The organism is Candidatus Krumholzibacteriia bacterium (assembly GCA_035649275.1).
GTDB lineage: Bacteria > Krumholzibacteriota > Krumholzibacteriia.
Genome location: DASRJW010000084.1, coordinates 1 through 12,250 on the forward strand (window position 1 = coordinate 1; position 12,250 = coordinate 12,250).

Here is a 12,250-nt window from a genome sequence, read left to right on the forward strand (position 1 = left end):
GCTTGCGCGAGGCGCGCGTGTAAGCCTCTGGAGAATAGTGGAGTATGCGGCTCGTTGTTGCGCAGTGGCGTGGAGCGGTGCAGATTCAAAATCCGTCGAGGCCTAAACCTCGTGAGGGTTCGAGTCCCTCCTCCGGCACCAGCCGTCCCCCCACTTTTGGATATCGAAGAGTTGGCGATCGCACCCGCTGGGGGCGTGCAGTCGCGTGCTTGCCGTTCAGCTCCTCCCCATTCTAAGCTGAGTCAAGCCCTGGGATGTGTTTGATGCAAACCTCTGCGCGCGCTTCGGGCTTGTACCCGGCAGAAAAGGCGCTGAGCATGCTGCGCCTCATGCGAAGGCGTATTGTCGGCATCTTCGTTCTGTTGTGGGCGTGCCCGGCGGCGGCCCATCCCGGTATCGGCATCGTGCAGGACAGCCACGGCAACGTCTTCTTCACCGACCTGAAGCAGGTCTGGAAGATCGCCCTCGACGGCAGCCTCTCAGTGGCTGTGCGCGACGTACACACGCACGAGCTGTACCTCGATGCAGAGGACAAGTTGTATGGCGAGCATCTCTGGTATGACGGCAGCCAGTGGCATCACAAGGTATGGTCTTTGAAGGGGCGCACGCTGCAAGGCGAGATTCCCGCGCGCGCAGGCGTCCCCCAAGGTTACAGCTTTGTCCGCGATCGAGCTGGCAACATGTACTGGGCCGAGGTGGGCGAGAAGCCCATCATCAAGACACGCTCGCCCGACGGAAAAACCGTCACGCATGCCGCAGCCGATTTCCGCGACGTCGAGCGCATGACCGTGACTGCCGATGGCACTCTTTTCTTGATCGACGCCGGCGACCTGCGCCGGGTTTCCCCGGCGGGCGAAGTCACCACGGTTGCCACCAAGCTCAGTGCACACAAGCCGCCGCCCGCGAGCGTCTCGGAGCGGCACTACCACATGGGATTGTGGCTGGACAAGGAAGGGTCGATCTACGTGGCTGTCGCTCGCGAGCGGCTCGTTCTCCGAGTCGACTCCGACGGCAAGAGAGAAGTCGTGGCGCGTTCGGGTGAGCCCTGGTCGCCTTCGGGCGGCATGTTCGACCGCGAGGGCAATCTTTGGCTGCTCGAGTACGACTCGTCCAATGAGGTGCGCGTCCGTCGCCTCGACCACAACGGGAAGGAAAGCATTTATCTCGGTGGAACGAAGCCGTGAGTCCTCCTCATGGGAGCGTTCACTGCAACGAGCATGGCGAGGCGACGCAACCTGTGTTTGATTCCCTCACCCATGCAGCCCGGCGTTCTCGGGCTATGCAGGCATCCATCGAAGAGTGAGCGGACTAGCGGAACAGGGCCTTGACGCCGCCCCAGGTTTGGGCGGTGGCGGGGACGGTGCCGTCGCGGAGCCAGATGGTCTGGCCGAGCGTGGCCGGCATGGCGGCCTGGAGGATCCCGGAGGAAGTCTCGGTGGTGAGGAGTTCGAAGCGGTCCCACAGGGATTCCGTGTGCACGTAGTAGTCGATGGTGCAGCGGTAGTCCAGGTAGAGGGCGGACGATTCGGCGGTGAGGTCGAAACCCGTGTCCAGGGCCGGAGCCAGCCAGTCGGCGCCCCAGACGATGTCGCCGTTTTCAATCTCGAGAACGCGATGGTGGCCGGGCGGTACCAGATTCGTGGCCGCACCGAAGTTGCCCCGCACGGCGAAGATGGAAACGCTGGCCACGACGTCCCCTTGCGGCACGGGAACCGCTCCGATCCACGATGGTGCGTGCACTTCGAGGGAGACGTGCACCGTGCCGCCATCGACGCGGGTGACGCCAGCCCGGATCCAAGGAGTCATTGCCGCGGCGACGCCGGCATGGCAAAGGAGCAACACAGCAGCCAGAGATGGCGCGAACCGTGAAGAATGGGATGTCACCAAGTACGACCTCGTTGGTCTCTCGCTCCAATGAGCTTACCTGTCATGGGAGGCTGCAGTCAATCCGGCGTCCCCCGACGGGACGAGCGGGCAGCGCGGTGCGGCGAGAGGCGGGGTCAATCGGCTCGAACCCCTCGTGCGTTGTTGCCGTCGCGCAAGGTTATTTGACGCTCCTTCAAGGTGATGTGGCTCGTGGTGGTGAGGCCGCCGGTGGTTGTGCAGCGGCTTGTTGTTCCAGGTGCTGCCTCAAGCGTTCCAAGGCCTTCCCGTAAGCAGCCCAGTCCCCGGCCCTGGATGCTGTCTCGGCTTCGCGCAGGAGCTCCAACCCCTTCCCCGCCACAGCGCGCCCATCTGCAGTGAGCACAGACGTCGAGGCCCCTGCCCCAGCCGCTGGCACACCGCCGCGGGCCGCCGCCGGGAGAGCGCTCACCTGGGCACCCAGGACGCGGGCGAGCGCAGTTTCCAGACTCACGTCCATGGCGATGCGGTTGCCGAGGGCGACGATGACGCGCTTCAGCTCCGGTAGCGCCCCGCTCTCAGCCCGCAGGTAGAGCGGCTCCACGTAGAGCACCGAGCCCCCGAGGGGGATGACGAGGAGGTTGCCACGGATGACGTTGGAGCCGCGCTGGCTCCACAACGTCAGCTGCTGGGAGATGTCTGCATCCTGGTCGATGCGGGCTTCGATCTGGCGCGGGCCGTAGACGAGCTCCTGTTTCGGGAACTGGAAGACCACCCGCCGGCCCAGGGCCTCGCCGTCGCAGCGCGCCGCCAGCCAGGCGATCATGTTGTCCTTGCGGGACGGCGTGAAGGGCAACATGAGGATCATTTCGGCAGCGTCGCCGCCAGGCAGACGCATGATCGTGTAGTACGGCTCCATGACGATCTCCCGGCCTTCGAAGCTCTCGATGGGGATCTGCCACAGGTCTTCGCGGTTGTAGAAGACCTGGGGATCTTCCATGTGGAAGGTGGCGAAGGTCTCGGCCTGCACGCGGAAGAGATCGACGGGGTAGCGGAGGTGTGCGCGGATCCCGTCCGGCAGGTCGGCGAGCGGCCGGAAGAGGCTCGGGAACACGGCGCGGTAGACGGCCAGCAAGGGATCTTTCGCGTCGGCGATGTAGAAGGTCGTCGTGCCGTGGTAGGCGTCGACCACCACCTTGACCGCGTTGCGGATGTAGTTGATCCCGCCGTGGGGCTGCGAGTACGGGAAGCGATCGCTCACCGTGTAGGCGTCGATCACCCAGAAGAGCCGCCCGTCGTGGATGACGAGGTAGGGATCGCGGTCGTAGCGCAGGAAGGGCGCCAGCCGCCGCAGGCGGGCGTCGAGGGTCCGGTAGAGGAGGACACGGCTCTCCGGCTGGATCGCCCCGGTGAAGAGCAGCTCCCGGGAGCGCAGGTGCCAGGCGAGGAGGAGCCGGCGGGCGAAGGAGCCGAGCCGAATGCCACCCTCGCCGCTGTAGCGCACGAACTGATTCGCCTCCCCTGCCGGGTAGTCGAACTCGTCCTCCGTCGTTCCGGTGAGCACGAACTCCGTCGTCTGCTCGCCGTAGTAGATCTCCGGGCGCGTCACCTGGATCTCCACCACCGAGACCGGAGGGATGTCGCGGATGTAGAGCGACGGCAGGCCCTCGCCGCTGATCTCGTTCACCGGGCTCATGCAGAGCCCGTAGCCGTGGGTGTACTTGAGGTGCAGGTTCACCCAGGTGCGAGCGTCTTCGTTCAGCTGGTCATAGGCCAGCTCGCGCGCCGAGAGCATGACCTGCCGTTGCCGGCCGCCGATCTGGTAACGGTCCACGTCCACGTCGCCGAAGTTGTAATAGGGGCGGATCTCCTGGATCTGCCGGTAGGTGGCGAGCAGCGGCCGCCAGTCCCAGAGACGCACGTTCTCCAGCGTCGGCTCGTGCCCCTGCAGGATATCCGCAGGAGTGCCGGCGACGATCTGGAAGGGGCGCGACTCGATGTCCTCGAGGCCGTAGGCCTCGCGGGTAAAGCGCAACGCGTTCTCGATGTAGGGCCGTTCCCGCATCAGCTCGTTCGGTTCGACGACGAGCTTCTGCACCGCCGACGGCACGATGACGGCGCTGAGCACGTACGCCGCCGCCACCGCTGCCGGGCCGGCCGCGATATAGAGCCAGCGGCCGCGGAGAACACCAGCGAGCAGGATCCCGGCGCCGGCGAGCGTCACCCCCACCATGAGGCGCAGACCGAGAAGGCCGGCCTTGGCATCGGTGTAGCAAGCGCCGTAAACGGCCCCCTGGCGCGAATGCAGGATGTCGTACTGAGCGAGCACGAAGTGGAAGGAGAGGAGGCCGAGGAAAAGAGCCGCGATCCAGCCGAGGTGTGTACGTGCCGCTCGCGTCGGGCCGCGCGCATCCACGAGACCGCCCCGCACGCCGTAGACCACCAGCGTTCCTAGGCCGGTGAGGATGGTGACGAGGAGCAGCCAGCCGTGGATCGTCCGGAAGGCGGGCAGCGTGAAGAGGTGGAAGCCGAGATCGCGGCTGAAAATAGGGTCGGTGAGGCCGTACGGCTGGCGGTGCAGGAAGGTCTGCAACACGAGCCACTGGCGAGCAAGCGAGGCGGCGAGCCCCAAGGCGAGGGCCGCGGCCACCGCGCCCACGAGCAGAGGCAGCCGCTGTTCGAGGCGGAGCATGACGAGATCCACTTGCGCTCGGGGGCCGAGGCCGAGAGAAGGGCTGCGCCGCAGCGCGGCCCGAAAAGAGAAGAGGAGCGGCGGGAAGGCCAAGACCCAACCCACCAGCCCGAGGAGGATCTGGTTCCCGAGGCGGGTACGGAAGACGTCGGCGTAGCCGAGCTCTCCGAACCAGAGGTTCTCCACCCAAAGCGCGGCGCCGAGTCGGGCCACGACGACGAGCAGGAAGAATCCAGCGATCCAGGGGCCGATACGGCGCCGCCGGGCGCGGGGAAGCCTAGGCAACACCACCAGGGGACCTCCAGGGGTTCAGGCCGCTTGGTCGCGGAACTGCAGCTCGTAGAGCCGGGCGTAGATGCCGCCTGCACGCAGCAGCTCGGCGTGGGAACCTGCTTCGCGCAGGCGGCCGCGGTGCAGCACCAGGATGCGGTCGCAGTCCTGGATGGTGGAGAGCCGGTGCGCCACCACGAGCGAGGTGCGTCCGGCGAGCACGCGGTGCACGGCGTCGCGGATCTCGAGCTCCGTCTCCGTGTCGACGCTCGAAGTCGCTTCGTCGAGGACGAGGACGGCGGGATCGAACGCCAGCACCCGCGCCAGCGCCAGGAGCTGGCGCTGGCCGACGGAGAGGGTGGAGCCCCGTTCGCTCACCTCGGTGGTGTAGCCCTCGGGCAGCTTGGCGATGAAGCGCTCGGCGTGGACGAGACGCGCCGCTTCCTGCACCTGCTCGCTCGTGATGCGCGCTTCCCCGAGGCGGATGTTGCTCTCGATGCTGCCGGCGAAGAGGAAGGGATCCTGCAGCACGACTCCCACCTGGCGGCGTAGGTCGGTGAGGTCGAGGCTGCGGACGTCGATGCCGTCCAGCAGGATGCGGCCGCGCTGGATGTCGTAGAGGCGGGTGAGGACGGAGAGGACCGAAGTTTTGCCGGCACCGGTGGCGCCGACGACGGCGACGCGCTCCCCGGGCTGCACCTCGAAGGAGAGTCCTTCGAGCACCGGCTCCCCCGGCTTGTACTCGAAGTGGACGTCGTCGAAGACCACGTGGCCGCGGGCGCGTTCGAGACGCCGCGCCGAAGGCGGGCTCTGCAGGCGCGGCTCCCGGTCCAGGAGGCGGAAGAGCCGCTCTGACGACGCCATGGCGGACTGGAAGGTGTTGTACTTCTCCGCCAGGTCGCTGATGGGGCGGAAGAAGCGCTCCGCGTACTGCAGGAAAGCGACGAGAACGCCCAGTTCCAAGGAGTTCTGCACCACCCTTCCACCGCCGTACCAGACGATGAGGGCAGTCGCTGCCGCCGAAACGAGTTCCACCGCCGGATAGAAGAGCGCGTAGTAGAGGATGGTGCGCAGGTGCGCCTCCCGGTGCGCGCCGTTGAGGCCGGCGAACTTCTGCAGGCTCGCGCCCTCGCGACCGAAGAGCTGCACCACCCGCATTCCCGTCAGGTGCTCCTGCAGGAAGGCATTCATCGCCGCCACCCGACCACGGACGATGCGGTACGAGGTCCGCACCCGGGCCCGGAAGAGAAGGCTGATGAGGAAGAGCGCCGGCAGCACTAGGTTGGCGACGAGCGCCAGCCGCCAGTCCAGGAGGAACATGGCGATGACGATGCCGACGAGGGTGAGGAAATCGCCGAAGATGGCCACCACACCGGTGGTGAAGAGCTCGTGCAGCGTCCCCACGTCTCCCATGACGCGGGTCATCAGCCGGCCCACGGGGTTGTGGTCGTAGAAGCCGAGCTCGAGGCGGACGAGGTGGCGCATGATGCGGCTGCGCAGATCGAACATGATCTGCTGCCCCACCCACTGCATGACGTAGAACTGGGCGTACTCCAAGGTGAAGTCCAGGAGGACGACGCCGAGGTAGAGGAGCGCCAGACGCCCGAGGCCATGCAGGTCGCCGACGCGGATGTGGTCGTCGATGGCGATCTTGGTGAGGTAGGGCCCGACGAGCTGCAGCAGCGAGTTGCAGAAAAGCAGCAGCACCGCAAGCCACACCCAGCGGGCGTAGGGGCGCAGGTGCGCGAGCAGCCGCCGCGCCAGGACGCGATCGAAGGGGCGCCCGGCGCCGTCCTCTTCCTGCGGTTCCCCGCTCACCGATTCTCCTCCTGCAGATCCTGCTCGAGCTCTTCCCGCAGCATCTGCTTCCGCACCAGCCGGGCGTAGTAACCGCCGCGCTGCAGGAGCTCCTCGTGCGTCCCCTGCTCGACGATGCGCCCCTCGTCGAGGACGACGACCCGATCGGCGCTGCGTACGGTGGAAACGCGGTGCGCCACCACGAGGGTGGTACGGCTCCGCATGATGTCGCGCAGCTGGGCCAGGATACGCTCTTCCGTGTCGGTGTCCACGCTGGAGAGGCAGTCGTCGAGGAGCAGGATCGCCGGATCGCGGAGCAGCGCCCGGGCGATGGCGGTGCGCTGCTTCTGGCCGCCGGACAGGGTGATGCCGCGTTCGCCGAGGATGGTCTCGAGGCCCTGCGGGAAGCGTTGCACCGCCTCGCTGAGCTGGGCGACGTCGGCTGCCGCGGTCAGGCGCGTGGCGAGGTCGCCGCGCCCGTCCTGCGGCGCGCCGTCCGCCACACCGAAGGCGATGTTGGCGCGCAGCGTATCGCTGAAGAGGAAGGTTTCCTGCGGCACCATGCCGATGCCCTGGCGCAGCCAGGCAGCCGGCAAGCGGCGCACGTCGTGGCCGTCGACCCGGACCACGCCCTGCTCCGTTTCGTAGAGACGCGCCACGAGCGCGAGCAGCGTGCTCTTGCCGGCTCCGGTGGGACCGACGAGGGCGACGGTCTCCCCGGCGCGCACGTGCAGGTCGATCTCGCACAGCACCGGCGTACCGTCGACGTAGGCGAAGCTCACCTGCTCCAGCGCGATCTCGCCGCGCATGGGCACCTCGGGCGGCAGGGCGCCGTCGGTGCTGCTCGCCGGCGGCTGCTGCAGGAGGAAGTTGATGCGGCTCATGCTCGCGGCGCCGCGTTCCACCAGGTTCATCACCCAGCCGATGGAGATCATGGGCCAGGTGAGACGGCCGAGGTAGGCGTTGAAGGCGACGAACTCCCCCACCGTGATGGCGTTGCGCACGATCTGCTGGCCGCCGATCCAGAGGGTGAGGATGGCGCCGGCGCCGACGATGAGCGCCATGGAGGGAAAGAAGAGTCCCCAGGCACGCACCAGCTTCAGGTTGCGGTGGACGAGCTCGCGTGCCTCGACCTGAAAGCTCTCGAGCTCGCTCTCTTCCTGGGCATAGGACTGCACCACCCGGATCCCGGCCAGCGTCTCCTGCACCCGCGCCGAGAGGCGCGACTCCTGATCCTGGGCGTAGAGGGTGCGCTCGTGCACCTTCCTCCCGAGGGTGCGGACGACGATGGCGAGGGTGGCCATGGGCAAGATGGCGAAGAGGGTGAGCCGGACGTCGATGAGGCTCATGAGGACCAAGCTCGAGGTCACGGTGATGAAGGTGTTCGCGCTGTACATGAAGGCTGGTCCCACAACCGACCGTACCGCCTCGAGATCCGAGCTCGCCCGGGTCATCAGGTCACCGGTGCGGGAGCGGTCGTAGAAACGCGGCGGCAGGCGGAGGAGGTGGGCGAAGAGATCCTGGCGCAGCTCGTACTCGATGTGGCGCGAGGCGCCGATGAGGTCGCGGCGCATGCGGAAACGGAAGTAGCCCTGCACGAAGGAAGCGGCGACGATGACCAGGCAGTAGGGGCCGAGGAGATGGTGGCGCGCCGCGTCGCGCAGCACGTCCACCGCCGCACCGAGAAGCCAGGGAATCACCTGGCCGATGCCGGCGGTGCAGACGATCCACACCGAACCGAACAGAAAGGTGCGCCGGTGCCGCGCGAGGTAGGGTTTCAGGGTGGAGAAGGCGCGGATTGTTCTCACCTCCGGCAGCGAGCCGTATCGTAGCACGCGTGCCGGGGTTCTGGTCCGCGGTCGGGGGAGAGCGGGGTCGAGTCGCTTTTCAGAGGCCTCGCCGCTGCAGGAGGAAGATCCAGGCGTGTCGCTCGAGCCAGGGTTGCAAGCGCCGGAGTGCCTCGAGCACGGCCGGATCGAAGCGGCCGGCGGCGGACGCGGCGAGGGCGGCGATGGCGGTGCGGAGCGTGCGCGGGCGGCGGGGCGGATCGGCGGCGAGAAGGATGTCGAGGGCGTCGGCGACGGCGAGGCAGCGGGCGCCGAGGGGGACCTCGCCGGGCTCCTTCCAGCGGTCGCGCTGGTGCCGGAGGATCGCCTGCATGCCCTCGCAGCCCGAAGGATCGTGCAGACTTCGCCAGGTGGCCTCGATGCGTTCCTCCACGCTCGAACCGCCCGCGGCATCGAGCGCGCAGACCTCGCCATCCGTAGGACCGGCGCTGCCGAGCGCTCCCGCACCGTGCAGCAGTGCGGCCCAGTGCAGCGCTTCCAACTCGCCCGTGGGGAGAGCGAGCTCGCGGCCGAGGAGGAGCGCCAGGAGCCGCACGCGGAGTGCGTGGCCTCGCTGCGCCGGGCGCCTGCTCTCGAGGCCGGTGACCAAGGCAGCGACGAGCTCGGCGGTGCGGGCATCGGCGGGCGCCACCGCCGGGGCGAGCCACGGAAGCTTGCCGCGCGCCGCTTCGAAGAGGGCGAGAATCTCGCTGTGCTCCCCTTCCCCGCGCGCGGTCTCCGGATTGTCGCGGCCCGAGGCCAGGTGTCCGCGCAGGTCGTGGAGGAAGGCCTGGATCGCTGTGTCCGTGTCGTTCGACGGTTCGGCGGCGGCGTAGCCGAAGGCGAAGAGCGTGGGACCGGTGTCCGAGCCGTTTGGCGCGCTGCGCGCCAGGCGCACTTTGCGCGGACACTTCTCGGCCAGCTGCGCCGGCAGATCGACCTCGGGTCGCGTGAGGTAGGCACGGCGCTTCCGGCAGCGGTCGAAGGTGCGGACGTCCTCACGCTCGCAGAGAGCGCAGACGGGACCGAGGAGGAGGCGAACACCGTGGTGGCCGGGGGCATTCCAGAGTTCGAGAGAGATTCCCAGGTCCTGCGCCACGCGGAGGGCAGGATCGTCTTTGAGCGTCGGGAGGGTGGCGCGGCTGGTGCGGGTCTCGGTCTTCACCGGATCTCCTTCTCGCCCTGCCGTCGCCGCGTGGATCACGCGTCGCCGGCAGGCCCACTCGGCATCCGGGGCGAACGGCAAAGACTGTGCAAATAAGGCGCCAGGCTGGAAGGTTGGCGGCCCGGGATGCTGTTTCTTCGCGGCCGAGACACCCTTGGACCGTGAGTCTCGAGCTGCGTTCGTCTGGAGGTAGCGTGCGCCTGTGCCTGTGCATCGCTGCGCTTCTCTGCGCCGCGGCGCCGGCTGCGTGGAGTCGAGAAGCTCGCTGGGAAAGCTGGCGGGGCCTGCCGGTCGTTGCCGTCGCAATCGAAGCCGGTGAAGTCTTCGACACGACGCGCCCGGAAGAGAACCACTGGCCTTTTCGCTGGGTGAACGCGCTGCACATCCGCACCCGCGAGGGCGTCATCCGCCGCGAACTCCTCTGCAGTCAGGGTTCCGCCTTCGATCCCCTGCTCGTCGCAGAGAGCGAGCGCAACCTCCGCGCCCTCGGGATCTTCCAGGATGTCCGCATCGAAGCCGAGGCGGTGGAAGGCGGTGTGCGCCTCCTCGTGCACACCGAGGATCGGTGGTCCATGCGGGTGCTCGCGGACGTCGCCAAGGAAGGAGATATCTACCGTGTGCGGCTGGGGCTGGAGAACATCAACTTCCTCGGCCGCGGCAGCGTCTTCGGCGGCAACGTGGTGGCCTCCAACGACGTGGATGCGTTGCAGCTCTTCGCGGGCGAGCGCCGGCTCTTCGGCAGCCGCTGGAATGCGGCCTATGGCTACGGCAGCGACGACCTCGTGGTGGCCAACGAGGCGACCTTGGTGCGCCCCTATTTCTCCGAGCTCGTGCACTGGACGGCGGATCTCCGCTTTCGCTCCATCCACGGCGACCGGCGCTTCTTTTTCGACGGCGCCCTGGCGGACACCTTGGATCTGGACGAGAGCATCGCCGAGGGCTTCGGTGCCGGGCACGCGCACGGCGAGGTGCGCACCCGTCTCGGCCTGCTCTACTCCCGCCGTGATGTGAGCCGCGTGCTGGACGCGCACCAGGCGGCGGTGGGCCTGTGCTGGGGGGCGATGCAGCGTCGCTTCCGGCAGGTCCGGAACGTGGATCGCTACGGCACCAGCGAGGACATCGCCAGCGGTTGGAGCGTGCAAGCCGGCGCCGGCGCCGATCTCCGCGCTCTCGGAGCCGATGACGACCGGCCGCTCTGGCGCCTGGATGCCACCTACGCCCGCTTCCTCGGTGACCGCGGTCTCCTCGGCCTACAGTTCCGCCACCACAGCTTCTACGACGCTGGCGAGATCGAGAACGGCCGCATCGAGCTCGATCTCTACGGCTTCCAGCAGTGGCCGCCACGGCAGAGCCTGGCCTGGAACCTCGGCGCCGCCGCGCTGCTCCGCGAACCCGAATACCTGCGCTTCGCCATCGGTGGCGACAACCAGGTGCGCGGCTATCCGGCGCGCTTCGACACCGGAACGCGCCTCTGCTACGCCCATCTGGAGCACCGGGTGTTCACGCCGGTCCGCTTTCTCTTCCTGGGCTTCGGCGCCGCCGTCTTCGTGGACGCGGCGCAGGCCTGGGAGATCGACGAGCCCTTCCGGCTGGCGGGCACGCACCTCGGTGGCGGTGCCGGTCTCAGGATCGGCAATCCCAAGTCGGGGGCCAGCGTATTTCGTCTGGATTTCGCCTTTGGCCGCGATTCCTTCGAGGTCTCGGTGGCCAGCGGCAGCTTTTTCCGTGCGGCCCGCAGCTTCGAATTCCCCGAACCCAGCCTGTACCGCTGAGACCATGCCTACGGCCAGCGCGCCCGCGCTCCGGCCCCCGTGTCACCGGTGCATCAAGGGTAATCGCGCTGCGAGAAGATGAAGATCGAGAGGGTGAGCAGCACGGCGCTGCCGGCGACGAGCCAGAGCAGGGCGGACGGCACCGACGGCGCCGCCAGTGCGCCGAGCGCGCCGAGGGGTAGGCCGGCATCGGGCACGAGCGCCACCAGGTGATAGCGGACGGTGAAGCTGCGAATGAGGCCCGGCAGGTAAGGGATCGCCGATTCCCAGCCGAAGGCCAGGAACAAGCCGACGAGGCCGGGCCGGCGCGAGGTGAGGCCGACGAGGGTGAAGATGGCGCCATAGGCCAGGCTGCCGAGCCAGAGCGAGACGAGGTAGGAGGGCAGCTGTCGCAGGCTCGGCCCAGCCTCGGCAAAGCCATCGGCGCCGAGGAGGAGCAGCGCAGCGAGCAGGAAGGAAACGCCGAGGAGAACGCTGGCGACGAGCCAGGCCCCCAGGCATTTGCCGAGAAGGAGCGAAGCGCGCGAGAGAGGCCGGACGAGGAGATAGGCCAACGTTCCCGCCTCCACCTCACGCGCCACCAGGCTGGCACCGAGCAGCAGCGGCAGCACGACCAGGAGCACACGCAGATAGGCGACGACGAAGAAGAGCGGCAGGATGTCCACGCCCCGCGGCAGGATCGGCTGCAGCCACTCGAGGTTCACGGTCTTGAGCAGAGCAATCAAGAGGGCGAGGAGCACGGGCAACGCCGCGAGGAGCGCGGTGCCGCGCAGGCGCCGGCGACGCCAGAAGAGTCGCCACTCGAAGCCGGTGGCGGCGCGGAGATCGATCCAGCGCGGCCGTATGCCGCCGAACCCTGCTGCGAGCGCTGCCATCACACCTTCCC

The 12,250-nt window shown here is 68.0% G+C and carries 8 protein-coding genes; 2 read left to right on the top strand and 6 right to left on the bottom strand.

All coding sequences use genetic code 11. The features are described 5' to 3' along the window. Positions 1-317: 317 nt before the first annotated feature. Entirely contained in the window at positions 318-1,184 is an 867-nt protein-coding gene (locus tag VFE28_08305; GenBank protein ID HZM15988.1) for a hypothetical protein, read from the top strand. Between the two features lie 124 nt (positions 1,185-1,308). Here the strand turns inward: VFE28_08305 and VFE28_08310 are convergent, their stop codons facing one another. From VFE28_08310 to VFE28_08330, 5 genes are all read right to left on the bottom strand, one after another. Beyond that, the gene (locus VFE28_08310) at positions 1,309-1,806 is read right to left on the bottom strand and encodes a hypothetical protein (GenBank protein HZM15989.1); all 498 of its coding nucleotides are present in this window, start codon (positions 1,804-1,806) and stop codon (positions 1,309-1,311) included. Between the two features lie 253 nt (positions 1,807-2,059). Further along, positions 2,060-4,825 (bottom strand): UPF0182 family protein, encoded by a 2,766-nt coding sequence (locus tag VFE28_08315; GenBank protein HZM15990.1) that lies wholly within the window; start codon positions 4,823-4,825, stop codon positions 2,060-2,062. 18 nt (positions 4,826-4,843) lie between these two features. After that, the gene (locus tag VFE28_08320) at positions 4,844-6,622 is read right to left on the bottom strand and encodes an ABC transporter ATP-binding protein (protein HZM15991.1); all 1,779 of its coding nucleotides are present in this window, start codon (positions 6,620-6,622) and stop codon (positions 4,844-4,846) included. Beyond that, on the bottom strand, positions 6,619-8,409 hold the full coding sequence (locus VFE28_08325) for an ABC transporter ATP-binding protein (protein HZM15992.1): 1,791 nt from the start codon (positions 8,407-8,409) through the stop codon (positions 6,619-6,621). Before VFE28_08325 ends, VFE28_08320 begins: the two co-directional genes overlap by 4 nt. A gap of 79 nt (positions 8,410-8,488) precedes the next feature. Beyond that, a complete protein-coding gene (locus tag VFE28_08330) occupies positions 8,489-9,592 on the bottom strand; it encodes an HD domain-containing phosphohydrolase (protein HZM15993.1) in 1,104 nt (367 codons plus the stop codon). Positions 9,593-9,786: 194 nt separating this feature from the next. Between VFE28_08330 and VFE28_08335 the strand changes: the two genes are divergently transcribed. Continuing rightward, positions 9,787-11,364 carry a BamA/TamA family outer membrane protein gene (locus tag VFE28_08335; GenBank protein HZM15994.1) on the top strand — a complete coding sequence of 526 codons (1,578 nt, stop codon included), beginning with the start codon at positions 9,787-9,789 and terminating at the stop codon, positions 11,362-11,364. A 53-nt stretch (positions 11,365-11,417) separates the two neighbouring features. Here VFE28_08335 and VFE28_08340 read toward each other — a convergent pair whose 3' ends face one another. Next, on the bottom strand, positions 11,418-12,239 hold the full coding sequence (locus tag VFE28_08340) for an ABC transporter permease subunit (protein ID HZM15995.1): 822 nt from the start codon (positions 12,237-12,239) through the stop codon (positions 11,418-11,420). Positions 12,240-12,250: the final 11 nt, after the last annotated feature.

What these genes read in the sequence shown, in the direction of transcription:
- VFE28_08305 (HZM15988.1), top strand. Translation starts at nt 318, where the DNA reads ATGCTGCGCCTCATGCGAAGGCGTATTGTCGGCATCTTCGTTCTGTTG.
- VFE28_08310 (HZM15989.1), bottom strand. Translation starts at nt 1,806, where the DNA reads ATGACTCCTTGGATCCGGGCTGGCGTCACCCGCGTCGATGGCGGCACG.
- VFE28_08340 (HZM15995.1), bottom strand. Translation starts at nt 12,239, where the DNA reads ATGGCAGCGCTCGCAGCAGGGTTCGGCGGCATACGGCCGCGCTGGATC.